This window comes from Sulfuricurvum sp., assembly GCF_023250475.1.
Classification (GTDB): domain Bacteria; phylum Campylobacterota; class Campylobacteria; order Campylobacterales; family Sulfurimonadaceae; genus Sulfuricurvum.
The window spans coordinates 2,751-26,107 of sequence record NZ_JAHFAQ010000008.1 but is presented as its reverse complement, the minus strand read 5'-3'; the positions used below and the strand labels follow the sequence as shown (position 1 = coordinate 26,107).

Annotated in this window: 26 protein-coding genes; 15 read left to right on the top strand and 11 right to left on the bottom strand. The window is 41.8% G+C overall.

All coding sequences use genetic code 11. From position 1 onward, the window contains the following. Positions 1-4: 4 nt before the first annotated feature. Together Q0C19_RS01795 and Q0C19_RS01790 are read right to left on the bottom strand one after the other, a co-directional pair. Positions 5-1,081 (bottom strand): response regulator, encoded by a 1,077-nt coding sequence (locus Q0C19_RS01795; RefSeq protein WP_295052268.1) that lies wholly within the window; start codon positions 1,079-1,081, stop codon positions 5-7. Positions 1,082-1,200: 119 nt separating this feature from the next. Beyond that, entirely contained in the window at positions 1,201-3,315 is a 2,115-nt protein-coding gene (locus Q0C19_RS01790) for a WD40 repeat domain-containing protein (protein ID WP_295052267.1), read from the bottom strand. 538 nt (positions 3,316-3,853) lie between these two features. Here Q0C19_RS01790 and Q0C19_RS01785 point away from each other — a divergent pair. The 8 genes from Q0C19_RS01785 (at position 3,854) to Q0C19_RS01750 (ending at position 9,778) form a co-directional block, all read left to right on the top strand. Next, complete coding sequence (locus Q0C19_RS01785; RefSeq protein WP_295052266.1) at positions 3,854-5,947, top strand: 2-isopropylmalate synthase; 2,094 nt, start codon at positions 3,854-3,856, stop codon at positions 5,945-5,947. Positions 5,948-5,985: 38 nt separating this feature from the next. Beyond that, on the top strand, positions 5,986-6,570 hold the full coding sequence (locus Q0C19_RS01780) for a hypothetical protein (protein ID WP_295052264.1): 585 nt from the start codon (positions 5,986-5,988) through the stop codon (positions 6,568-6,570). A gap of 154 nt (positions 6,571-6,724) precedes the next feature. After that, complete coding sequence (locus Q0C19_RS01775) at positions 6,725-7,177, top strand: GNAT family N-acetyltransferase (protein WP_295052262.1); 453 nt, start codon at positions 6,725-6,727, stop codon at positions 7,175-7,177. Next, a complete protein-coding gene (locus Q0C19_RS01770; protein WP_295052260.1) occupies positions 7,174-7,653 on the top strand; it encodes a GNAT family N-acetyltransferase in 480 nt (159 codons plus the stop codon). Before Q0C19_RS01775 ends, Q0C19_RS01770 begins: the two co-directional genes overlap by 4 nt. Position 7,654: 1 nt before the next feature. Continuing rightward, positions 7,655-8,227, top strand: a complete 573-nt coding sequence (locus tag Q0C19_RS01765; protein ID WP_295052258.1) for a transglutaminase family protein — start codon at positions 7,655-7,657, stop codon at positions 8,225-8,227. After that, the gene (locus Q0C19_RS01760; RefSeq protein ID WP_295052256.1) at positions 8,224-8,745 is read left to right on the top strand and encodes a GNAT family N-acetyltransferase; all 522 of its coding nucleotides are present in this window, start codon (positions 8,224-8,226) and stop codon (positions 8,743-8,745) included. Before Q0C19_RS01765 ends, Q0C19_RS01760 begins: the two co-directional genes overlap by 4 nt. Further along, positions 8,742-9,359, top strand: coding sequence for a hypothetical protein (locus Q0C19_RS01755; RefSeq protein ID WP_295052254.1), 618 nt, complete (start codon positions 8,742-8,744; stop codon positions 9,357-9,359). Before Q0C19_RS01760 ends, Q0C19_RS01755 begins: the two co-directional genes overlap by 4 nt. A gap of 47 nt (positions 9,360-9,406) precedes the next feature. Beyond that, positions 9,407-9,778 carry a YbgC/FadM family acyl-CoA thioesterase gene (locus tag Q0C19_RS01750; RefSeq protein ID WP_295052252.1) on the top strand — a complete coding sequence of 124 codons (372 nt, stop codon included), beginning with the start codon at positions 9,407-9,409 and terminating at the stop codon, positions 9,776-9,778. Here Q0C19_RS01750 and Q0C19_RS01745 read toward each other — a convergent pair. The 7 genes from Q0C19_RS01745 to Q0C19_RS01715 form a co-directional block, all read right to left on the bottom strand. Beyond that, complete coding sequence (locus Q0C19_RS01745) at positions 9,773-10,222, bottom strand: ankyrin repeat domain-containing protein (protein ID WP_295052251.1); 450 nt, start codon at positions 10,220-10,222, stop codon at positions 9,773-9,775. The genes Q0C19_RS01750 and Q0C19_RS01745 overlap by 6 nt on opposite strands. Positions 10,223-10,226: 4 nt before the next feature. Further along, a complete protein-coding gene (locus tag Q0C19_RS01740; RefSeq protein ID WP_295052250.1) occupies positions 10,227-10,733 on the bottom strand; it encodes a ferritin-like domain-containing protein in 507 nt (168 codons plus the stop codon). Positions 10,734-10,794: 61 nt separating this feature from the next. Next, positions 10,795-11,460, bottom strand: coding sequence for a Crp/Fnr family transcriptional regulator (locus tag Q0C19_RS01735; protein WP_295052248.1), 666 nt, complete (start codon positions 11,458-11,460; stop codon positions 10,795-10,797). Beyond that, complete coding sequence (locus tag Q0C19_RS01730) at positions 11,438-12,505, bottom strand: hypothetical protein (protein WP_295052246.1); 1,068 nt, start codon at positions 12,503-12,505, stop codon at positions 11,438-11,440. Before Q0C19_RS01730 ends, Q0C19_RS01735 begins: the two co-directional genes overlap by 23 nt. Further along, positions 12,502-13,164: a uracil-DNA glycosylase gene (locus Q0C19_RS01725; protein WP_295052244.1), complete on the bottom strand. Its 663-nt coding sequence runs from the start codon at positions 13,162-13,164 to the stop codon at positions 12,502-12,504. The genes Q0C19_RS01730 and Q0C19_RS01725 overlap by 4 nt, the downstream gene beginning before the upstream one ends. An 81-nt stretch (positions 13,165-13,245) precedes the next feature. Continuing rightward, positions 13,246-13,656 (bottom strand): hypothetical protein, encoded by a 411-nt coding sequence (locus Q0C19_RS01720; protein ID WP_295052242.1) that lies wholly within the window; start codon positions 13,654-13,656, stop codon positions 13,246-13,248. A gap of 195 nt (positions 13,657-13,851) precedes the next feature. Then, positions 13,852-14,238, bottom strand: a complete 387-nt coding sequence (locus tag Q0C19_RS01715; RefSeq protein WP_295052240.1) for a class II SORL domain-containing protein — start codon at positions 14,236-14,238, stop codon at positions 13,852-13,854. A 172-nt stretch (positions 14,239-14,410) separates the two neighbouring features. Between Q0C19_RS01715 and glyS the strand changes: the two genes are divergently transcribed. Both glyS and Q0C19_RS01705 read left to right on the top strand, forming a co-directional pair. After that, positions 14,411-16,447 carry a glycine--tRNA ligase subunit beta gene (gene glyS / locus Q0C19_RS01710; protein ID WP_295052238.1) on the top strand — a complete coding sequence of 679 codons (2,037 nt, stop codon included), beginning with the start codon at positions 14,411-14,413 and terminating at the stop codon, positions 16,445-16,447. Continuing rightward, a complete protein-coding gene (locus Q0C19_RS01705; protein ID WP_295052236.1) occupies positions 16,419-17,561 on the top strand; it encodes an FAD-binding oxidoreductase in 1,143 nt (380 codons plus the stop codon). The genes glyS and Q0C19_RS01705 overlap by 29 nt, the downstream gene beginning before the upstream one ends. Here Q0C19_RS01705 and Q0C19_RS01700 read toward each other — a convergent pair. Next, the gene (locus Q0C19_RS01700; RefSeq protein ID WP_295052234.1) at positions 17,552-18,016 is read right to left on the bottom strand and encodes a hypothetical protein; all 465 of its coding nucleotides are present in this window, start codon (positions 18,014-18,016) and stop codon (positions 17,552-17,554) included. The genes Q0C19_RS01705 and Q0C19_RS01700 overlap by 10 nt on opposite strands. 2 nt (positions 18,017-18,018) lie before the next feature. Continuing rightward, a complete protein-coding gene (locus Q0C19_RS01695; RefSeq protein WP_295052233.1) occupies positions 18,019-18,816 on the bottom strand; it encodes a C40 family peptidase in 798 nt (265 codons plus the stop codon). Between the two features lie 127 nt (positions 18,817-18,943). On the opposite strand from Q0C19_RS01695, the gene hemH reads away from it, so the two are divergent. From hemH to Q0C19_RS01670, 5 genes are all read left to right on the top strand, one after another. Continuing rightward, a complete protein-coding gene (hemH, locus tag Q0C19_RS01690) occupies positions 18,944-19,891 on the top strand; it encodes a ferrochelatase (RefSeq protein ID WP_295052231.1) in 948 nt (315 codons plus the stop codon). Continuing rightward, positions 19,892-20,539: an HAD family hydrolase gene (locus tag Q0C19_RS01685; RefSeq protein WP_295052229.1), complete on the top strand. Its 648-nt coding sequence runs from the start codon at positions 19,892-19,894 to the stop codon at positions 20,537-20,539. After that, the gene (locus Q0C19_RS01680) at positions 20,536-21,768 is read left to right on the top strand and encodes a hypothetical protein (RefSeq protein ID WP_295052228.1); all 1,233 of its coding nucleotides are present in this window, start codon (positions 20,536-20,538) and stop codon (positions 21,766-21,768) included. The genes Q0C19_RS01685 and Q0C19_RS01680 overlap by 4 nt, the downstream gene beginning before the upstream one ends. A 26-nt stretch (positions 21,769-21,794) precedes the next feature. Beyond that, the gene (locus tag Q0C19_RS01675; RefSeq protein ID WP_295052226.1) at positions 21,795-22,502 is read left to right on the top strand and encodes a DUF695 domain-containing protein; all 708 of its coding nucleotides are present in this window, start codon (positions 21,795-21,797) and stop codon (positions 22,500-22,502) included. Next, positions 22,502-23,357: MFS transporter (locus tag Q0C19_RS01670; RefSeq protein ID WP_366822723.1), on the top strand; the 856-nt coding region annotated here is incomplete at its 3' end. The genes Q0C19_RS01675 and Q0C19_RS01670, both read left to right, overlap by 1 nt.

The following is a 23,357-nucleotide window of genomic DNA, read 5'->3' as shown; positions in this document are numbered from 1 at the left end:
AATATTAGAAAAGCTCGATATCCGAGTCTGAAGAGGCATGATGCTGATTGCTTAACATCCCCTGTAAACTCAGTGCATCGCTGATGAGTGAATTATCCATATAGTGGATATCTTCGACATTGCGATAAAAGAAAATCCCCCGCCTCCATTGTTCCAGATTGTCAAACAAGGAGGTGAGCATCGGCATAATGGCAGGGATTTTACTGACATCTTCAACAGAGTCGAATGTACAGGCCAACTGCTGAATTCCATACGAAAGGGCACTGAATTGAGGAATCATTTCCAGCTCTTTTGCATAAGCATGTACAATTTGGCTCAATATCGATAACGTCTCATGATTGATATTTCGTTCCGCATTGACCAGCAAAACGTTGAAATTGTCTTCGAGTATTTCAAGATCTTCATTGGTTTTATCCAACTCAAAAGGGTGAACACTGTGAAACTCTGCCGCACTCATCTTTTCACTGCGGGTGTAGAGCATCATTTTTTCATCGTCGTTAAGTTCTCTTCCACTACTTTGCACTTGGATAGTTGTCTTTTCAGGCTGTTTAAGACTCAGTCGCTTGATCTCACTCAGTGCCAGCTGAAGCTCTGCATTGCTTTTGCGAAGTTCTTGATTGGTATCTTCAAGAGTTGCGCTTAAATAATCAAACATTTTATGATCGTAAATGGCTTGTGCACTTTTATTCAGCTGTGTAAGGACACGGTTCATATCAACCGGCTTCAGTAAAAAACCGTCAATACCTAGATTGATCAGGGTAATGAGTTTGTCGCTTTCCGAATCTCCCGACATAATGATTATATTTTGTTCACTATTGAGTTCACGTATATTTTCGGCAAGTTCTATCCCCCCCATGTGAGGCATCGTCAAATCGGTCAGAACCAAATCGAAGTTTTTTTCACCGTAGAGAAAGAGTGCTTCGATACCATTTTCAGCCGTGTCGATAGAATTAAAAAAACGGGATAAAAAAGTTTTCATTTGCACCAGTAGCGTTGTGTCGTCTTCGACCAGAAGCAATCGCATATCGTATGCGATTTCTTTAAGATTTTTAACTAAAGATGCTGATTTGTCATTAATCATTATTAAACGGCTCCGGTAGCAATAGTCATATCATTTCAAAATGATCCTGCACAATTATTTCTTTTTAGTGTCGCAAATATGTTGCAAATACTAAAGTTCTATAAATAAGTTAATTTAATTTATTTGGATAACTCCGCTTGGCGAGTTCGTAATACTTTTTCTCCGGGTATCAAGGTAGAGAGATTTTTACATTCAGGGGATATTTCATCAAGTTTTTTCGTAAGATTCGGAGGAAACTTCAGAACCAAACATACCTGTGCATACTCATTGTCCCAGCCGAAATAGCCGTGGTAAGCATTTAAAAGTGATTGTTCCTCGCCATAAGGAGCATACAGTTCTATTTCATGTATCAGCGCTTTTTTAAGCAACGCAATATTTTTTTCTTCGAAATAATCAATCGCTGCATAAGGTGCGATCAAGGCTGAGACTCTAAAAACTTCCCCTTTTTTGGCATAAACAGTTGCAGGCGTCATAATGTTTTTTTTGTATAGATCAATTTGATCTTTAAAGATTTGGGTAGTACGAAGCGCTGGATATTCGGAGGCCAAAGTAAAAAGTTTGACTAGATTATTGCTTTTGGAGGCAGTATCGAACGCATCAAAGGCTTTAATCTGATTTTTAAAATCATTCCCGGTCAATGCAAAAGGTTTGATTCTCGTTAGCTTGGAAGCGTACTCATCGGCTTGATCCATTTTCCCAGCAGCAATAAGTACCAATGTTTTGTCGATCAGAGCCTCCCCATAGCTCATGAGGCGGCGATACACTTTGGTTTGACGGAGCATTTCATGTTGTTCGCCTATTTCCATCAAAGCCGCATAATTTTTTGATGAAGCGCTGGAAACGAGTTTTTTATAATTCTCTTCCAAAACTTCCGGCCTTGGAATGATGCTGTGAACGCATTTGGTGCATCCGCCCGGAGCCGATTCGATGTATTCGTTAAATTTTATCGGATCAATTTCCAAAAGTTTTATCTCATGCATCAGCTCTTTTAAACAGCTGGAACGAACTTCATGAAACTCTCGCAATTGGCGCAATTGTGGTGCTTTATACACCGATACGCAAGCTCCCTGCGCATTACCGAGCGAAATTTTCTCCATAAACGGGACAATCTCTTCGGAAGCATAAAGAGACTGCATTAACTCTTTGCGTAACGTGCCATCGGCGATAATGAGCGAAACCATTGCTTCATGACCTTTTCGCTCATCCGGGTTGGAAGGGTTGAATTTAAAGATCGCATCATAGTGTTTCTCTAGTTTTGTACACAAATCTTGATTTACAAAAATCAAAGGGGATTCCGATGCGAGGAGAGAGAGTTTATTGATATTGCCTGTTTCAACAGCGCTGTATGCTTCTTGAAGTATGTCATGCAGATCGATAATAACGCCGTTTCCGTCTGAAAAACCGACAAAAATCTTCTCAGACGAAACGCTCAGAGATGTAATCCCCCAATAATCAAAATTGACACAGCCCAATTTGACTCCGTCAGAGTTATTGTATATCACAAGCTGATTGCTCCGTGTAGCCAACAAAATAACATTATCATTAAAGCCCGACGCGATATGTGTCGGCCATTCCAGTGACGGATCTCCTAAAAACTTCTGTTTGAGTAAGACATTCAGTACGTGTGTCGTCCCCTCACGGGTAAAAGCTAATATTTTATTGTTGTCCGCCGAAAAAGTAACCGCTTCGGCGACATCATCAATACGGAATATATGAACAACTTTACACGTATCCATCCGTAGCAAATGAATTTTTTTATCCATCGTTGAAATAGCAACTTTTGATCCATTTTTTGAAAATGCCGCACAAACGATAGAATCTGAGAGATGAAGCTCGCATATATGCTCGCAATTGAGTGTTTTGTAGACATCCAGTCTGCCGGAATTGCTTCCGAGGACAAAAAAACTATTGTCATCGCTGAAAAGGACGACATCGGGCTTAGTGATGGGAATCATCGACAACAGTCGTACCGGTTCAAGCGATAAAAAGAGGACTCGTTCATTTGCATTGTCACATACCAATCCGTATTTGCCATCATTGGTCATGGCCACTGAACTGCCGTAACGATTGGGATACGATTGAAACCCTTTCATATTGGCGTGTTTTAAATATTCCCCTTGTGTCGAGTAGCGATAAAGGGTGGGAGTAGAATCAATGAGGACAATACCCGTCTCATTGATAGTCGAAGCGATAATACTTCTAAGCGTATGTAAGTATGAGTATGAGAGAGCCATTATTTGCCTCCAAACCGATGGTATACACTATTGTTTCGCTTTAGTGTCGCAAATGTGTTGCAAAAGTAAATATTGTAAAATGGAAATATGATTAATCCTTAGTTGTAAAAACTACACTCTACATTTGAGACTTTTGAAGTTATTCCGCTAATTTATATTCAAAATACTGGGAAATGGGAGGAATGGATGGTTATAATTTAATAATTATACATTCTTAAATCCATAGGGAATTTTATGACCATTCGCGTCTATTACGAAAATACCATATAGAGTTTCTTGATGAATCATATTGCTTAAAATCATTTTATCCGTTACAATTTCGACAATACATTCAAAGGAGAGACCATGAAAAGTCATACTATGCCTATTTCACAACCCATTACGCCTAACCGTATCGCGAGCTTCTCTCTCCTCCTGCTGAACCTGCTGTAATTTTCTTTTTTTCCGTTTCTTTTTTACATTTTTAGTTTTGCCGCATCGGGCGCAATGCGTCCGTATGTCAGCATTTTTTCATTGTTAACTATATGAGGATATCTCTATGCATACGCATACAAAATATACACCGTATCCAACGGTAAAATTGGATAAACGAGAGTGGGCGGATAAATCTGCCACAGTTGCCCCGCGATGGGTCAGTACCGATTTACGTGACGGCAATCAAGCGTTAGCCAACCCGATGGTGATTGATCAAAAGATAGCCTATTTCAAAGCGTTGGTCGAGTTCGGGTTCAAAGAGATCGAGGTCGCCTATCCCAGTGCGTCACAGACGGAGTTTGATTTTTGCCGTCAATTGATTGAAGAGGGATTAATCCCAGAGGATGTTACCATCGGAGTGCTTGTCCCCTCTATAGAGCGACATATCATCCGCAGTTTCGAGGCATTGCACGGTGCGAAGCGGATCAATATGCATTTGTACAATCCGACCGCATCTAATCAGCGCAGTGTCGTGTTTCGCCGAAGCCGTGAGCAGATCATTGAGTTGGCATTGCAGGGGGTAGCATGTATCAAACGTGAAGCACAGAGCTTTGGCGGGGAAGTAGTTTTTGAGTATTCGCCGGAGAGCTTTTCGCAAACCGAGTTGGATTTCGCCCGTGATATTTCCAATGCAGTGATTAGCGCGTGGGAACCGATGCGGGAGCATCCGATGATCTTGAACTTACCCAATACGTTGGAAGCGTGTTCGCCGAATATCTATGCCGATCGTATCGAGTGGATGTCAAAACATATAAAAAATCGTGAGAGCGTCATCATTAGTGTCCATCCTCACAATGACCGAGGATGTGCTATTGCGAGTGCGGAGTTGGCGGTCTTGGCAGGCGCTCAGAGAGTGGAGGGGACGATTCTTGGAAATGGTGAGAGGGCAGGGAATGTCGATTTGATTACGTTGGCGTTCAACTATTTTTCGCAGGGGATCGATCCGTGTTTGAGGGTAGACAAAGTGGATGAGATATTGAGCCGTATCACGAGCATCACAGGGATGAGCGTCGCTGAGCGTCATCCCTATGTAGGGTCAATGATTTACACGGCGTTTTCGGGTACCCACCAAGACGCGATCAAAAAAGGGATGGAGCATCATAGAGAGCAAAACAGTTCTATCTGGGAAGTACCGTATTTGGCGATCGATCCGCGCGACATCGGCAGAGAATACAAAGACTCGATCCGTATCAATTCCCAATCGGGAAAAGGGGGAGTGGCGTATGTGTTAAAAGAGATATACGGTATCGACGTACCCATCGAGATGCAGTCGGTGATTGCGGATGAAGTCAAGCGGGTATCAGAAGAAAGAGGCGGTGAGATTAGAGCTGACGAGGTACTTGGAATTTATGAGGGGATGATGAAGCGGAATGAAAACAGTTGGAATGCGCAGGAGTACAACAAACATGCGTCATTCGTATCAAACTTGGCATTACCCGTCGTTGACTTACTCGCTCCGATAGAAGGGGAAGAAATATTGGATTTGGGATGTGGTGAGGGAACATTGGCACTTGAAATCCAAAAGAGCGGTGCGAAAGTAACGGGAGTCGATTTAAGTCACGAGATGGTAAAAAATGCACGTGCAAAAGGGATTGATGCAACGCTAATGAGCGCGACAGAGTTGGAGTTTAAAAACCGATTTGATGCGGTCTTTTCTAATGCCGTGCTTCACTGGGTAAAAGAGAGTGAAACCGCCGTTAGAAACATTTATAAAGCATTGAAGCCTAATGGGAGATTTGTCGCAGAGTTTGGAGGGGAAAGTAATTGTAAAACAGCCGTCGATGCGATGAAAGAGGTGTTTAAAAATCACTCTGAATTTGGAGCGTTTGACGATCCGTGGTACTTTCCGAGTATAGAAGAGTATCGTACCCTTTTGGAGTCGTACGGGTTTAGAGTCGAATACATGGAATTAATCCCTCGACCGACCCCTGTGGATGATATCGCCAACTGGCTTGATTTGTTCGCGAACGGTGTAACGGCTCATTTGAGTCGCGAAGAGTTTAGTGTGTTTAAAGAGGAAGTTAGAGCAATAGTGAAACCCGCATTGTATGATGAAAACGACGGTTGGCATGTTGATTATGTCAGGTTGAGAGTTAAAGCGGTGAAAGTGGAGAGTTTACATATGGATTTAGCGTTGAGATCTTTTCCTCAGGAATAATTTTTGCTTGTTTAAAAAAAAACTATAAAGGGGTTTAAATGAACGTCAATGCAACTGCCGTTTATTCGACTTATCAAGCTCCGCAGACGGTTAAGGTTAAAAGCCCGACTGATGGCGTGGAGCATACCGCATACAGTTATTATCAATTTGATGCAACAAGCGAATCTTTGAAGCCAAGCTCAAGCTACCAAAAACTAAAAGAACTCTCAGCGACATACGATCCGCAAAATATGAGTGCAAACGATATGTCGGCGTTAGCGAATGAGCTGTACGACAGCGGTATCATCGGTTCTTCGGATGCTGAAATGATGAAAGTTAGCTATTCAACGTTGGCAAAAAGCCTGAATGATAACGCATATAATGGCTATACCGGAACAAATACCGATGAAAAAACAAATCTGCTGGGCATATACGAAAAAATGTTTTCAAACGCATTGACAAACGGCGCTTCAAGTACACAGACAAAAGCGTTGGCAAGTAAAACGGATATTTTGGGGACGCTAGATAGTATGAGAAGCGGCAAAACAAAAGACTCTATAAAAGTCGATGTTGTAAAAATGAACGATGATGCGATACAACAGCTAAATAACGTTTGGAAGCGTGAACCGATGTATAGAGCTTAAATACTCTGTTCTTGCTCCAAAACTCCAATACTCAAAAATGTTCCTGATATGAAAAGCTGTAGGGGGAGATGGGAGTTAAAGGTTATAGGTATCACCTGACTCCTTTATTTTAACTTTAACTCAACTCAGAAAAGAAATTTCATGCGGATGTATAATGAATAAAGATTTCAAACCACATTGGATATTTGATGACATATCAATAGACTGGAATGAACTTGCACATTTATATAAGATTGCTCCATTGGGAAATAAAAATCCCGATGATTTGAAAATCGCTTTTAGCAACAGTATGTATAAATGTTTCGTGTATGATGGAACCATACTTATCGGTGTTGGACGTGCCATCGCCGATGGGGTAGACGTATCGTATCTGTGCGATGTTGCCGTTCATCCTGAGTATCAACGATGCGGAATCGGCAAGCAAATCGTCCGTAAATTATTGGAGTTCTCAACGGGTTATAATAAAATACTTCTTTTTTCGAGTATGGGGAAAGAGCCATTTTACTCTAAACTTGGATTTGACAAGATGACGACGGCTATGGCAATTTTTAAAAATCGTGAACGTGTTTTAGAGATGGGATTAATTGAGAAAGGGAACGGTTTATGAATACGATCACAATCGATAGAGCAAAGCATAATCAAGCAGATGAGATTGCCATCTTGGTCGGTGAACTTTTACAAGAGATTATGGATCGAATCGGTATGGACGTGTTTCATTTTGATCTCGAAGAGACCAAAGAGCGTCTGAGAGATTTTATAGACTCTGAAAAGAATTTTGTCTTTATTGCGATAGATGGAGTATCGAATCAGATTATAGGTTTGGTGAGTAGCTACGAAGGGTATGCCTTGTATGCTGAGGGGGCATTTGGAACGATGGCGGAGTTGTATGTCAAACCATCCTCTCGGTCTCAAGGTATCGGAAAAATGTTGATTCAAGCACTAAAAGAATTCGGTGATCAGAGAGGCTGGAAACGGCTTGAAGTAACAACTCCTCCATTACCTCAGTTCGATTCGACTTTATCGTTTTATGAACGTGAAGGGTTTGAAATCTCCGGCGGACGAAAGTTAAAGAGGGTTTTGTGAAATGGAAGAGTATTTAGCATCCACTGACATTATCGATTTTACACATCCAAAAGTAGCCGAAATAGCACGTGAATTAGCACAGGGGTGCAGTACCGATACAGAGATTGCAAAGCGATGTTTTGAGTTCGTCCGTGACGCAATTACGGGTGATGCAGGTGAGGGGATCACGACACTGCGCGCCAGTGAAGTACTCGAACAAGCCCAAGGATGGTGCTATGCCAAAAGTCATCTGCTAGCTGCGTTACTCCGCGCCAACGGTATCCCAACGGCATTGTGCTATCAACGGTTGAGCTGTTCGGAATACGTCGATGGCATTTATTGCCTACACGGATTGAACTCTGTGTATCTCAAAGAGTTCGGCTGGTATCGAGTCGATGCACGCGGGAACAAAGAGGGGATAGATGCCCAGTTTAACCCGCCGTATGAAAAACTGGCATTTGAGTTGTGTAAAAATGAATACGATTTACCAAATCGGTATTCCTTGCCGCTTCCTGTGGTGATAGAAGCGTTGACAACCTGTAAAAATTACAATGAAATGGTCGGGCATTTTCCGGATATTGGAAATTCAATATGACTATCCAAAACAGCACTATCGACGACATCGATGAGATCTTCAGACTCTATAAAATAGCGACTAATTTCCAAAAGTCCAAGTTTTTCGTCCATTGGCAGGAGTTCAAACGGGAACTGATCGAGACAGAGATACGTGAGAATCGTCAATGGAAGATGGTGATTGATGGACGTATAGCGTGTATCTGGGCGACAACGTTTAACGATCCGCAGATATGGGGAGAACAGGATCGTGATCCCGCTGTCTATATTCATCGTATCGCGACCAACCCCGATTTTAGAGGGAACAATTTCGTAGCCCGAATCATCGAGTGGGCGGAACAATACACGCGAGAAAATGATAAAAGCTACATTCGGATGGATACTATCGGTGAGAACAGAGGATTGATCGAGCATTATAAAAAATGCGGGTTCGAATATCTAGGGTATTTCAAGCTGGATTCTATCGAAGGGCTTCCTGATCATTATGCTCTAGCGGATGCATGTTTATTTGAGAGAAGACTATTTTTGGAGCCAATATGAATCTAAAAAAACTGACAGAAGCCGAAGCTAATTTTTTTCTCTTTTACCCCAAAGGATTCGAAGACGAAGCGCTTCTGCCGATCATAAAACGGCACAATACGGCAAAGATAGGTGAAAGTGTAAGAGAGATGTTCGCACCGGAGCGTTTTTCACGTACTGAAGAGATAGGGGAGAGTTTCGCCAAGATCGTCTCCAAATCCTCTTTGATCTCACTTTTTGAAAAACCGAAAGTTAGAGATATGGTCAAGCAGATGAGTATGGAACAGCAGGATATGCTTGCCATCGGATTGTATGAACTTTTGCATGCTAATAAAGAGAAAGGTTTTGGAATCCTCGTCGATGTTTTGTCGACGTATAAACTCGCGAAATGGTCGATTGTGACTCTTATCCCGTATTACTACGCGAGAGATAAAGCGTTTTTTATCAAACCGACTACGACGAAAGATATCATCAAATTTTTCGAGATAAACGGTTTAGAATATAAGCCTAAACCGAGTTATGAATTTTATATGCGCTATACACAGATACTTAAAGAGATGAAATCACACGTCTCTCCTTTGATCGGTGCAGATAATGCCGGATTTACAGGTTTTTTGATGATGGCGATGAAATAATTTCTGTAAAATAACTATTTTTAAATAAATTCGAATAAGGTTTACTAATGCAAATACGTGTCTATTATGAAGATACCGATGTCGGCGGTGTCGTCTATCACTCCAACTATCTCAACTTTTGCGAGCGTGCGCGCAGTCAGCTTTTTTTTGATGCAGGACGTTCACCCATTCTCGAGGGCGGACATTTCGTTGCCAAACACATCGATGCCGACTATATCAAGAGTGCAAAATTCGGAGATATTTTAGAAGTCAAAACAACATTGATTGAGATTAAAAATGTTTCATTTACATTGTTACAGGAAGTGTTCAGAGGAGAAGAAAAGCTTTTTACGATGACAATACTCTTGGCTTATATTGATTTTACAGGAAAGATGACCAAAATCCCCGTTTCTGAAAAAATGTTTCTCTCAGCATTATAGAAGCGGTTTGAGTTTTGGTGCCGCTTTTTCGATGGCGGCAGCGATTTCTTGATTGCCCTGCATAATGGCAATATCCAGAGGGGTCATTCCCTCTTTGCTCATCATCTGTCCTGACGCACCGTTTTCGAGTAGATACAAAGCAATGGGGGTGAAGCCTTTCCACGCGGCAAGATGGAGGGCAGTTGCGCCGCCTGCATCTTGTCGATTGACATCAGCACCTTTAGAAATAAGATGTTTTACCGCTTCCAAATTTCCTACCCAACACGCATACATTAAAATAGTTTTATTGTTATCTTCTCTCGCTGCATTCGCATCGCTCAGATTTTGAATACGTGATTGAAACGTTGCGGTATCCTTACGATCAAGCAATCCTACTAAACTTAGAATATCAGCCGACTGCAGAGTTACGCTAACAAATAAGAGTAGAGTAAAAAACTTTTGCATCGTATTATTTTTTGAACTGCTCAATAAATTCTTCGATATCATCAAAAAGAGCTTGAAGGTCTTCTTCATGTTCGACTTCATCCGCTAAAATCTGGGATACAAGATCATAGGTGATAATATCCTTTTCACGGGTTATATCGAGGATGTTGGAATAGACACCGATCGCACATTGTTCGCCTTTGATAGCCTGTTCTAAAACTTTTCGTACATCGGGTTCGGTCGGTGCATCGTATCCGCAATTACAATTGGTCAGCCACTCAGCAGGATGAAGTGCCGGGATTCCCCCCAATTGAATGATACGATCAGCTACCATAGTAGCATGGCGAAGTTCATCGGCAGCATGTTGTGTAAGTTCGACAATAGCGGCATCTTTCATCAGCCCTTTGACGACTTTAGCCTCAATAAAGTATTGGTAATAAGCCAACCACTCATCACAATATGCTTTATTAAGCAGTTCGTAAACCGTTTGTGCTTCAATGCCCTTTAGGAGCGAAATACCTCTTTTACCCATACCGATCTCCTCATATTATAGATAGCTTAACTCTATCACTGCTTCTCTTAAAGGAAAATAATTATCCGCAGTAGTGATTTAGTTCATCGGATAATAAAAGGTTGAAACCCTCTTTTTTTGAGAGTTCTATAATCCCTTCGGACTTTAGCTTCTTAATCATTCGTGAGAGTGTTTCAGGAGTAATTCCGATTAAGCGTGCGATTTCAATACCTTTGAGCCGATGAAAGATCTTGATATCGTCTCGGATCAAACGAGCTACTTTTGCCATTGCATTGGGGGCACTGTGACGCTGTAGGGAAAGTTCCAAAGCGGATATCTTTTGGGTCAGTGAAGAGATCAGAGCGATACTCAAAGAGGGATCGTTTTGCAAAAGCTTTAAAAATGGATCACGTGATATTTTAAGAAGCATCGAAGAGTGCAAAGCTTCACACGATGCGGGGTAGGGAACTTGTTTTAGAGTTGCCACTTCAGCGATCAAAGATGGGGCACGAAATCGATGAATCAACATAGTATCCGTAGAAGCGGTCGATTTAAAAATAGCAACTTCACCCTCGATAAGAAAATGAAAATAATTGCTCTGATCACCCTCATAAAAAATAATTTCGCCCTCATTATAATGGCGAATAATCCCAATCTCCTCGATTTGTTTACGTTGATGCGGGGTTAAATGGGAAAAAATACCGATTTTATCGAGAGATAAAGGGTTAATTTGAGCTGATGGGTTCAAAGCCGTACTCCTTTGCCCGTAAAAGTTCAACGGGATAAATAATCTGGGAATGTATAAGACGCATCGTGTACTCTCTCGGGGAACGATCCAAAAGTGAGACCAAATAATCGATACCGACACTGGCGGAGTAGTGAATCCAATCAAATGCAATATCACTATTCATTAGGGCATTGGTCTCATAAATGGAAGGAGGAAATTCGATCAAAGAATTAGCGAGGATCATATTTTTGCGGTCTCGATATTGGGTCAACAGTAAAAGATTAGGATCCATATTGATTTGCGTCGAAAGAATGTTACGCTCCTTGATCCCTCTAAAGGTGAGTTGCGAAGTTAAAATAGCACTTTTAACGACGGGGATATGGACAATTATACTGGATTTATTTAGTGCAGCGGGCTTTGATAGGTGGGTGATGATATTATCACCGCTCGTATCTACCCCATACGCAGAAATTTTTTTCTTTTCACTTTTATGAGCTAAAAAGACCTCTTCCGTAGAGGATTTGAGTTGCAGCCCGACCGGTGAACTATCATAAAAAATGACGATAGAATCCGCCATATAAGGGAGTAAAGCCTCAATCTGCGCAACATAATCAATCCCACCGAACACAAAATTATCCGGTGCTGATGAGAGCTCACGTTTATGAACAGTAGGGATAAATATGGGAAGTTTTGTATCGATACCAAGAAGATTTTTGGCGCCATCTGTGGTCAGCGGAGCAAGAACGGCATCCATATTATCATGACGCAACTTTTCAAATGCAAGAGCAAGCGACGTGGACGATTCATCCGGCATATCATAGCGTTGAATCTTAAAATGACCGTTTCGACGGCTCAGCAGGGTTGCTAATGAAACATTATAAACCGATTGCGTATATTTACCGATCACTTTGGGAGAAGAAAGAAAGGCGATATTAACAGATTCTTCCTCCGTTGGAAGGGTATCAATCGAATTCGGATTTTCAGAAGACTTTTGAATGATTATCGTTCTTCCCTCTAATGAGAGAAAAAAAAGAGCAATCACAAAAAGTATTCGTAAAAATATCATCCTAACTGTCCCTTAAGGGTTTGCAGATCTCGCATTGCCTCTTTTTTCATGGAGGGGTTTCGGAGAAGATAAAGAGGATGATGCATCGGAATTAAAAGAGCCTCCCCGAATGGAATAATCTCCCCTCGTACGCGTTCAAAGTCGCCGTGCTCACCGCTAAGTATTTGATAAGCATCTGCTCCGAGTGAAACAATCACCTTCGGCTTGATCAATTCAATCTGTTTGGATAAAAAAGGTGCACAGCTAGTACATTCGCTGGGGGAAGGATTTTGAAAACCAAACGGCTTACATTTGACAGCATGGGTAAAGTAGACCTCTTCAATGCTAAGATTCAGCACTTTCTCAATCATATCCCGCAGCATTACCCCCGACCTTCCGACATAATATTCTCCATTCTCATCCTCAGCGGCTGAGACGTACGCATCAACAAACATTAACTGTGATCGGGAGTCACCATATCCTCTCATACTTTGACGGCGTGATTTACTTAGATCACACAGATAACATTGAGCAATATTTTGCTCCATAGCCGCCAGAGAATCAGGCAATGAGTTCGAAGAGGATTGAAGATTCGGCGTAATCGGATCGACATAGGTATAACCCAATGATTTTAATCGATAAAGATTTTCGAGTAGCGCAAGATTTTGAAAAGAGTCCACGGGCTTCACTTCTATGAATTTAATTAGAGTATAAAGAAGATGGGGTTAAAAGGAGATAAAAAGGGAAAAAGGAGGATATTTTTACCTGTGAAGTATATCTTCCGTTTCAACACGAATATGCGTATCTTTATGAATTTCTTTCATAATCTGTTTTAGACGATTCAATACAAGCGGAGGAGACTTAGACGGATCTAACGAATCCAATGCAATAGCACAAGAATGGTCATTAAAATAGTTATCTAATTTGTGAATAATATTTTGAGATGCTTTATAGGCATTTTCTTCTGACGTGAATGCGAAAATTATGAAATAATGATTGTAATCAAGCTGCATCAAATGATCCGAAAGCCTGACATATTTCGATAACTCATTTACATTCAATAACTTCTGATGATAGAGCAGTGCAAACGTTGCATCGACCTCAAATCTATCATAGGTGTAATACGTTTTTTTGACGAGTACATTGACCCGATTTAAGATGTTCTCATCCATATTATATATCTTTGAAATAGTTTGTTAATGATATCTAAAGTTAGTTGTTTTTATTATATTTTAATACGTCTTTTTATTACAATTTCATTACAGAAAACTATTTTTTGAGCAATTTTTATACAATATAGTGGAATTAAACGGGGAAAGATGAAGATTTAAAAAGAGAGTATAAAGCCCGATACAGGGCTTTATACTTTATTCAGCGACTTCGACTTCAACCGGAGTTGATTCCCAAACGCCGTGTTTGGTACAGTAGCCGTGAGCAACAAGAGTCAATTTTTTACTTGTAGGAACGATGTTAAACGTTACTTCCGCATGATTTTTTTCATTACCAAGTGTTCCGGGAACAAAATCAGCACGTGCAAGTAATGTCTCACCGTTATAAAGTGCAATATTGGCAATGAAATGATCGAAATCATCCGGATGAGAGTACTCGTTCCCCATTTTTACAGTCACAGAGAATTTTTCCCCTTTTTTAGCGTTTGCGGCACAGTGGATAAACGGCGAATGACGATCAATATAATCTTTTTTAGCTTCACGATCTACAGTGCTGATATCGACGTAACGATTGATTGTTGGCATGTTGGTTCCTTACGAAATTTTAGATGAATGGAGACATTGTACACCTCAAAACTTTTAACTAGACCTAAATAGGATACTTTATCTCTTAATTAATTTTTTCCAAAGCAACAGCGATTTTTAACCATCTAAAAGGTAGAATCGGGCTTTAAAAATGATTGATGGATAAGTAATTATGTTAAAACCTCTTTTGATTGAAATCGGTGTCGAAGAACTTCCGGCAGTCCCACTGCTCAAAGAGCTTGCAGAAATAGAAAAAAAATGGGTCGCCGTTTTGGAAAAAAATTCCCTTGTCGGGGAATTTGAGTTTTACTATACACCGCGCCGTTTGGTTCTATGGCACCGTGAGTTCAAAACACGCCAAGACGACCGCATCGAAGAGTTTTTCGGAGCACCCGTCGAAATCGCGATAAAAGACGGAGTTCCCACCCCTGCGGCTTTAGGCTTTGCCAAAAAATGCGGTGTAGAGTTCGACCAAATTAGCCGCGCCGAAAAGGGCGGTAAAGAGGTTCTTTATTTCAGCAAGACAATTGCAGGACGAGAAAGTTCAGAGATTTTGGGTGAAATGATTGATCAGTGGATCAAAAGTCTGAGCTTCGGTAAATCGATGCGCTGGGGTTCAAACCATGAGAGCTTTATCCGCCCGATCCGCTGGGTCAATGTGACCCTCGGTGAAGAGCTTGTCGATATGGAACTCTTCGGTGTCCGCTCATCCGCAGAGACCTATGTCCATCGTATCAGCCATTTCGAAGCCAAAAAAGTAAACTCTATCCATCATTATTTTGATCTGCTTAAAGAAGGTTCCGTAGACCTTTATCCGCAAAGCCGCCGCGAATCGATCTTGGCAAACTTCGCAAAACTTGAAAAAGAGAACGGAATCACCATCGAAGTTGACGAAGACTTGCTCGATGAAGTCGTTGCCATCACGGAGCACCCGACACCTCTTTTGGGAAGTTTTGATGAGAGTTTTCTCGAACTCCCTCCCGAAGTTATCATTACGTCGATGAAAGAGCACCAGCGCTACTTCCCTGTATTTAAAGAGGGAAAACTTATCAATGCCTTTGTCGTCGTATCCAACGCGTTAACCAATGATTTCACTCATGTCATTGAAGGCAATCAAAGGGTTTTGCGTCCGCGCCTTTCAGATGCTCTTTTCTTCTACCGCAATGACCTCAAAAAAGGACTCAGCACCGAAGGGCTAGAGAAAGTCGTCTTTATGAACGGTTTGGGTACGTTACGCGATAAAATTAAGCGTGAAAAAGTAGTCGCATCCACTATTGCAAATCTCATATATGATAATATTAATCCTGACCATTTGGATCGTGCAATGGAGTTGGCGAAAGCTGACTTGATGTCTGAGATGGTATACGAATTTACGGAGCTTCAGGGGCTTATGGGGTATTACTATGCGTTAGCTCTCAGCGAATCCGCCGAGGTAGCCACGGCGATTAAAGAGCAATATCTCCCAACTGGGGAAGAGAGCGCACTCCCATCCACCATCCTCAGTGCCATCGTCGCGATGTCGATGAAACTCGATACCCTGATCGGGATGTTCAGCATCGGTGAAATTCCGACGGGTTCACGCGATCCGTTTGCCCTTCGCCGCGCCGTCAACGGAATTATCAAAATCGCCGTAGCGCACCAAATCCCGCTTAACTTCTCTACCTTGATCGATCAACTCTCATCACTCTATCCGCAAGGAAAAGAGTACAAAAAGAACATTGAGACCTTTATCATCGAACGTCTAGCAGGTGCCTATGTCGGTGTTAATCCATCGATCATCCAATCGGTCGTTGCCAAAGATGCACACGTAGAGCTAGACGTCCTCGAAATCGATCGTAAAATCCGTGCTGTCTCTTCTATCGCATCGTCAGAGACGTTTGTCGAAGCCTTCTCGACGTTTAAGCGGGTCAGCAATATCCTGAAAGACGAAGCGATGGACAAAGGTTTTAGCGTCAATGAGGCGTTGTTTGAAAATGATGCGGAGCGCCATCTGTACTCTGCCGCAACCTCTGCAATCTCCGCGAGCTACGAAACCCTCGAAGAGCGTTTGGATGCATTGTTCGGTCTCAAAGCTCCGTTGGACAACTTCTTCGACAATGTTATGGTCAATGCCGAAGATTTAGCTGTCCGTGCCAACCGCAAAGCGTTGGTCGGGATGATCTACGCCGAGATTTATTCGATTGCCGACATCAAAAATATCACCCTATGATGTCATCATCATCGGGGCAGGGATAAACGGCTGCTGTAGCGCTTACACTCTCCATAAAGCCGGTTTACGTGTCGCTCTGATCGATCAAGAAGGCATTGCATCAGGCGGAAGCGGTGCCGCAGGAGCATTTATCTCTCCAAAAATCTCCAAAGCCGGAGAGCTCAAAGAGATAATGACCAAAGCGCATGCCGAAGCACTCGAGTTCTACACGACGAATTTTCCACATTTTACCCTTGTAAAACCTCTTCTTCACATTTCAAATAGTCCGGAAGAGGGTGAAAAAGTTGAATCTTTCAAGCATGAAACTCATTTAAAATACTCTAATATTCCGCATAAGATACAACTTCTAGTGAGTGACGAAGCATTACGCATGCCTTCTATCTATTTTGACATAGGTGCCGTCGTCGATGCACAAGGTGTATGCACTGCAATGGCGGAGGGGATCGATTTTTATCCGTTCAAAGTTGAAAGGCTGATCCATACCGATGGAGTATGGGAAATCGGTGATCTGAGAGCCAAACATCTCGTCCTCTCGATCGGAGCCTATCCCAAACTGCTTCCAATCGATTATGTCGGGTTACGGGGTATTTGGGGCCATCGAATCGATATAGAGACCTCCACACACGTCCCCTGTATACTCCATCACCATGTCTCGATCTCTCCAACAACCAAGGAGGGGATCGTCGCCATCGGAGCGACACACGATGTCCATTATTCCCCCTTTTCAGGAGATGTCTATGATGTAGAGCAGGGGAGAGATATGCTCCTTACAAAAGCCTCGAAATCATTAAAATTAAATAATATTAATATTATCAACGACTATACGGGTTTACGCTCAGGGTCAAATGATTATCTTCCGATGTTGGGAAGCCTTGTAGATGCCGATGCGACGCTTCAAAAATACCCTCATCTTCGACATGGTGAGAGAATCGACCCATCGGAATATACCTACTATCCGAATTTGACGATGATTAACGGTTCAGGTGGATACGGATTTGTCCTAGCACCCTATTTGGCAAAGCGATTAAAAGAGCATATTGCAGAGGAAAAGAGTATCAATCCCATTTTATCGCCGTCGCGATTCTTTCCGCGTTGGGCAAAACGTCAATCGTAAACAACAACTCCATAGTTATCATCAATGCGATAAAACCGTGAATCGGCTGTAATAATTAATTCATCCAATCGAGCAAGATGCACGTAACTTTTTTTGCCGATTTTAATGCCGTTTTCGAGAAAAAAGCGCTTGAGATTAACAAATTTGATCTCATTAACAAACTTATATTCAAATTGATTGTAAAGTCTCATTTTTTTGTAGCCGAAAATATGGCTGTCAATCCCAAGCTGTGTCGCGGCATATTGGGTCGGTAGGTAACCTGAGAGATCGGTCAAATCTTCTTCGATATGGGCGTATTTGAATGGGAGAGTATGTTTTTCCAAAAATACATAGCGACCCAGTTTAACATGGCGTGTGTCATTCCAATACTGATAGGCAGGGGAAGAGATATCAAGTTTCGTATATACCTCTTTCCAAAGCCAGTGTTTGTCCAGTGTAGAATAAAGGGTTGACATAATTACTCGTCGTGATCGGAGTTATTAAAAGCAAGACGTCTGGCATACATAAAACGGTCTTTATAATACCCTTTTTCGATCGAATCGTATTGCACTTTATGCGCTGCATAGGAGGCATGAATAATTTGACCGTTACCGGCATAAATTGCAACATGCGAAGGATCCGATTTATAGGTACGGTAAAAAAGCAAATCGCCGATCTGGATATCATTAAGATTGATATTTTCTCCTAATTGTGCCTGTTCTGTCGCACTGTGCGGTAAAGATATTCCAAATGATTTATAGACTTGCTGTGTAAATCCCGAACAATCGGTTCGATCTCCGTCTTTATCCCCGAAACCGTACGGTGTTCCTAAAAATTCTTTGGCACGGGAAAGAACTTTTTCTTTAGCATTTTTAAAATTTTTAATTATTTTTTGAGGGGTATTTTTAGGGGCTTCCGCTGATTTTGTCTCATTGGAACAGAGTGCTTTTGAAGCGACAGGGGCTGGTTTAGGGACAACTAAAAACGGATTGGTATCTTTACCGATGGTATCGGGATCCACTTTAGTATTTTTTAATACGGTACTCTCTAACACGGCTACGGCTTTCATTGGCGATTCAGTTTGAGGAAGAGGCTTGGCGATAGAGAGGATTGAAGATCTTTGACTGAAGGAGCTATCATCATCTTTGAAAGAGTCATTTGTTTTTTTTAATTCTCGTTCGTATTCTAAAAAGAGAGATGGCTCACGCCTCGATGAATCAGCTTGAACTGTCAATGTCAGTAAAATCAGTGATAACACTGTTGTTCTTATCAGCATTAACCCTCCTCTTTTTTCTGCGTTGTAGTCATTATAGATTAAAAAGCTTTATTTTTTTTTATAATCCGTAAAATTAACAAAGCGTTATGGTACACTTTCTTCAAAAACGAATGGATAATAAGCATCAATGAGAGAAGCAATCGTATTACTGAACATGGGTGGTCCCAACAATTTAGATGAAGTAGAAATGTTTTTACACAACATGTTTAACGACCCCTATATTATCCGAACAAAAAGTTCTTTGTTACGCCGCTTTATTGCCGGAATCATCACCTTGAGCCGAACTAAAAAATCACAGGATATTTATCGAAAAATCGGGGGGAAATCACCGCTTGTGGATCATACTAAAACCTTGGTCAACCGTTTACAAGAAGCTGTCGGAAATGAAGTTACAGTCGATTTTGTTATGCGGTATACTCCTCCGATGGCTAATGAAGTATGTCAGCGCCTAAAAAAGCAGGGGATAGAAAAAGTATATCTTCTTCCCTTGTATCCTCAGTACTCTTCGACAACTGCCCAATCCTCACTGGATGATTTTGAAGCAGCCGCACATGCGATAGGATGGAGTGTTATTACGTCAGAAATAAAACATTTCTTCGCGAATGAAATGTATAACCGCTGTCTGATAGAGCGGATTAAAGAGAGTTTGGGAGAGGAAACTGCCGAATCATTCGAACTCATTTTCTCCGCACACGGATTACCGCAACAAATTGTCGATCAGGGGGATCCCTATCAGCGTCACGTAGTTGCTCACGTTGCCTTGATGGAAAAAACGATGAAAGAGGCGGGATTGTTCTTTCACGGTGTCCACTTAGCCTATCAGTCGAAAGTAGGACCGATGAAATGGTTGGAACCCTCACTCGACGATACATTGCATACGCTTCAGAATAAGCGGGTCATAATTGTCCCGATTGCATTTACCGTCGATAACTCTGAAACCGATTTCGAACTCGCTATCGAATATGCTGAAGTCGCTCATGATCTAGGGTATGAAGAGTACCGGGTATGCCGATGTCCGAATGATCACCCGTTCTTTGTTCAAACCCTTAAAGAACTCTACCTCAAGATGAAATAAATGCAAAATATTGCACTCTTCGACATGGATGGAACATTGATCGATTCAGGACTGGATATTACCATCTCCATCAATTATGTTCGTTCTGCCTGTTACGCTCTTGAGCCGATGAGTGTTCAGTCCGTTATTGATGCCATCAACGCTCCGGTGCGAAATTTGTCTGAAATTTTTTACGGAAAGCCTCAATACGAACAACGTGCCCGCGATCTTTTTGAAGAGCACTATTTCGAGCAGTGCATTCAGAATGTTGCACCTTATGAGGGGGTGTATGATCTTTTAAAAGTACTGCACGAAAATAATATTATTATGGGTGTTGCCACCAATGCTCCAAGTATTTTCGCAAAACGGATGCTACAACATTTGGGAATGGATACATTTTTTCAGCTGATACTCGGTGCGGATGATGTTGAAGAGCCCAAACCTCATCCGCAAATGCTCCATCATCACCTAAACCACTACAATTATTGTTCAGGTACGGATTATGCTTGGATGATCGGCGACAATTCCAAAGATATGGAAGCCGCCGCACGAGCCAAAATTACAGGAATTTTTGCCGGATGGGGATTTAGCGCACAAGGGGAAGGGGACTATTTTGCCGCCACCCCAGAGTCATTATTGGATATTATCTCTCACAAGGGTGCATTATGATTAGTATTGATTTATTGCTTATTATTTTAGCTATGTCACTGTTGTTTTTACGTCATACCGCCGTGTATAAAGATCCCAGTAAAATCAATTATACCCCTATGGTATTGGCATTAGGAGTGATCGGGGGGCTATTGCATTTTATCCTGAGCGGTTCTATGGAGATGAACGTCATCAAAGAATCGCTCTTATCCCTCAGTGTAGGGATTCTCCTCTCAGCCGTCATGAGTGTCATGAATCAGACGGTTTCGGTCATCAATACCCATGAAGATCGATTGCGTATGGGGAAAATCAGTGAGGAGATTACTTCGTTGATGACCCTCAAAGATCGTCTAGACCTCATTACTCAGATGGAAGGTTCAACTCACGATCAGATTCGGCATCGCTTTAAAGAAGAATTCGATGCCCTTAACGTTATTCAAGCCAATCAAAAGCTTTTTATTACAAAAATTGAATCGCTTATGGCACAACAGCAAAATGCAATGGGTAAATTTGAAGAATTTACCTTTACCGAACTTCCGAGCTTGGATAATGTCGTTCACCGCCACATTGATATGCTTCGTGTCGCGGAGCAAGATCACTTTCTTCAACTCAAGAATGTTGCCAAGTCCAGCAGCAATGAACAAAAAGAGGTGCATGTTCATTTAAAAGAGATTCATGAGCTATTGCACCGGATGTCTCATCACCAACTCCCCGATAATACCATCTCGGTATTGCAAAAAGAGCTGGACCGCATTGTTCATGATTTTTCCAATCACCTCCAGATGCTCGGAGCCAAAAGTGAAACTATTATTACCTCGTTACTGGAGAATGATTCGCTATTGAAAGGTTCAAGAGAACAAAGTGAACTGATTATGCAGCAGATGGTTCTCTCATCCAAACAGATGCGAGAAATGACCGCTCAGGCCAAAGAACTCTCCGACTCGCTTAAACCGCTCTCTCATCTTTTTGATTCTGCCGAAACTCTCCACAATGAATTTATCCATTCCAAAGGGAAATTGAGTGAATTGATCGTAACCCTGGAATCTTATGAACATCAGGAATACCGTGCCATTCGCCAGAGTCTCGAACAAGTTGCCGCAGAAGCAACCGCACAAATGCAGCTATTCGTTCAAAATCTTCAAAAAAAAGAAATTCATCCAATGATAGAAGCCAAAAATGTCCAGGAGCTGGCCAGTAAAGTAAAACTTCATAAGAGCTATTTGGGAGAAAACCAAGAAAATACTTTATAATGGCAAAAAAATAAGGTTTTTACTCCATGATAGAATTTTATGAGCTTCTCGATGATGAAAATGTACCGTATCGCTGTGATGTAGCCTTGGATCTTCTCGAAGAAGCCCCGCAAGAAGAGCGCCCTTGGTTATTGTGGCTCTTTGTTAAAGCCGATAGTCTCACCGAAGCCGTAGAAGCTTTTAGCAACGATTTAATGACAACGCTGGAGAGTTCCCTGAACGCAATCTTTGCCGGGAGAGTGATGAAAGAGGGGTGGGCGGAGTTTTATTTCTACGCCCCTCATGCCAAACGTTTTGAAAATATCAGCTCTGATGTAATGAATCGCCACGGCGGATTTGTGTACGAACGCGGCTCATCCAGAGATAGCAAATGGGAGATGTACAGCGACAATCTCTATCCCGATGCATACGGTCTGCTCAGTATTCAAAACCGTCATACCATTGCGGCGCTTGTTGAAGCGGGAGACAATCTCACGTTGGCAAGAGAAGTGGAACACTATCTCTTTTTCCAAACCAAAAGTTCAATGGAACGGAGCGCAGCACAACTCGCTTCACACGGATTTGAGGTTAAAGAATACGTTACGGATGATGAGAGCGATTACGCCTACGGGATCATCCTTATCAAAACAGAAGCGATTACTCCTGAAATCATCGAAGAGACAACTACTTCTTTGTATGAATCGGCTATGCAAGAACACGGATATTATGAAGGATGGAGTACGGTGCTGGCATAATGAGCATCACCAAGATTAAAGGGGTTATCCCCTATACACTTGCTCTCTTTCTTAACGCTTTTACCGATTTGGGGCATAAAATAATTATTCAAAATACCGTCTTCAAAATGTATGACGATCAAACCCAAATCGTCTATACCGCCGTATTAAATGCCCTCATTTTACTTCCGTTTATTTTTCTCTTTACCCCATCAGGATATATCTCTCACCGATTTTCAAAAGTCAAGGTCATGCGTTATGGGGCATTCGCGGCAATTATTATTACGTTGCTGATTACCTACAGTTATTATCAGGGATGGTTTTGGATATCGTTTGCTCTCACCTTCATCTTGGCAGCACAAGCAGCAATCTATTCTCCCGCCAAATATGGATACATCAAAGAGATTGCAGGAGAAAAAGAGTTTAGCGCACTGAACGCATTGGTACAATCCATGACAACCGTAGCGATTCTCTCCGGTATTATCGCCTACACTGTCATGTTTGAAAATTCACTCTCGACTTCCTATGTCAATGAGGCGGATATTTTACGGCAAATCGCACCGCTGGGATGGTTGCTGGTTATCGGAAGTCTCCTTGAATTTTTGCTCACACTCACTCTGCCGCAAAAGGGTAAAAGCGTTTCCGTCCAGTTTAATATTAGAAAATATCTAAATGGTTATTCCCTCCGAAAAAATTGGGTTTTGCTTCGTCGCAAAAGGGAAATATTCGACGCTATCCTGTTCCTATCCCTATTTTGGTCAATCTCTCAGGTTATATTGGCGGCATTCGGAGCCTATGCAAAATCAACCTTAGGCGTTGAAAATACCATTGTGGTACAGGGGTTGATGGCACTTGCCGCATTCGGAATTATCATCG

Bases quoted from the DNA above. Each gene is read 5' to 3' on its own strand.
- Q0C19_RS01795 (WP_295052268.1), bottom strand. From the start codon at position 1,081: ATGATTAATGACAAATCAGCATCTTTAGTTAAAAATCTTAAAGAAATC.
- Q0C19_RS01790 (WP_295052267.1), bottom strand. From the start codon at position 3,315: ATGGCTCTCTCATACTCATACTTACATACGCTTAGAAGTATTATCGCT.
- Q0C19_RS01785 (WP_295052266.1), top strand. From the start codon at position 3,854: ATGCATACGCATACAAAATATACACCGTATCCAACGGTAAAATTGGAT.
- Q0C19_RS01780 (WP_295052264.1), top strand. From the start codon at position 5,986: ATGAACGTCAATGCAACTGCCGTTTATTCGACTTATCAAGCTCCGCAG.
- Q0C19_RS01775 (WP_295052262.1), top strand. From the start codon at position 6,725: ATGAATAAAGATTTCAAACCACATTGGATATTTGATGACATATCAATA.
- Q0C19_RS01770 (WP_295052260.1), top strand. From the start codon at position 7,174: ATGAATACGATCACAATCGATAGAGCAAAGCATAATCAAGCAGATGAG.
- Q0C19_RS01765 (WP_295052258.1), top strand. From the start codon at position 7,655: ATGGAAGAGTATTTAGCATCCACTGACATTATCGATTTTACACATCCA.
- Q0C19_RS01760 (WP_295052256.1), top strand. From the start codon at position 8,224: ATGACTATCCAAAACAGCACTATCGACGACATCGATGAGATCTTCAGA.
- Q0C19_RS01755 (WP_295052254.1), top strand. From the start codon at position 8,742: ATGAATCTAAAAAAACTGACAGAAGCCGAAGCTAATTTTTTTCTCTTT.
- Q0C19_RS01750 (WP_295052252.1), top strand. From the start codon at position 9,407: ATGCAAATACGTGTCTATTATGAAGATACCGATGTCGGCGGTGTCGTC.
- Q0C19_RS01745 (WP_295052251.1), bottom strand. From the start codon at position 10,222: ATGCAAAAGTTTTTTACTCTACTCTTATTTGTTAGCGTAACTCTGCAG.
- Q0C19_RS01740 (WP_295052250.1), bottom strand. From the start codon at position 10,733: ATGGGTAAAAGAGGTATTTCGCTCCTAAAGGGCATTGAAGCACAAACG.
- Q0C19_RS01730 (WP_295052246.1), bottom strand. From the start codon at position 12,505: ATGATATTTTTACGAATACTTTTTGTGATTGCTCTTTTTTTTCTCTCA.
- Q0C19_RS01720 (WP_295052242.1), bottom strand. From the start codon at position 13,656: ATGGATGAGAACATCTTAAATCGGGTCAATGTACTCGTCAAAAAAACG.
- Q0C19_RS01715 (WP_295052240.1), bottom strand. From the start codon at position 14,238: ATGCCAACAATCAATCGTTACGTCGATATCAGCACTGTAGATCGTGAA.
- glyS (WP_295052238.1), top strand. From the start codon at position 14,411: ATGTTAAAACCTCTTTTGATTGAAATCGGTGTCGAAGAACTTCCGGCA.
- Q0C19_RS01700 (WP_295052234.1), bottom strand. From the start codon at position 18,016: ATGTCAACCCTTTATTCTACACTGGACAAACACTGGCTTTGGAAAGAG.
- Q0C19_RS01695 (WP_295052233.1), bottom strand. From the start codon at position 18,816: ATGCTGATAAGAACAACAGTGTTATCACTGATTTTACTGACATTGACA.
- hemH (WP_295052231.1), top strand. From the start codon at position 18,944: ATGAGAGAAGCAATCGTATTACTGAACATGGGTGGTCCCAACAATTTA.
- Q0C19_RS01685 (WP_295052229.1), top strand. From the start codon at position 19,892: ATGCAAAATATTGCACTCTTCGACATGGATGGAACATTGATCGATTCA.
- Q0C19_RS01680 (WP_295052228.1), top strand. From the start codon at position 20,536: ATGATTAGTATTGATTTATTGCTTATTATTTTAGCTATGTCACTGTTG.
- Q0C19_RS01675 (WP_295052226.1), top strand. From the start codon at position 21,795: ATGATAGAATTTTATGAGCTTCTCGATGATGAAAATGTACCGTATCGC.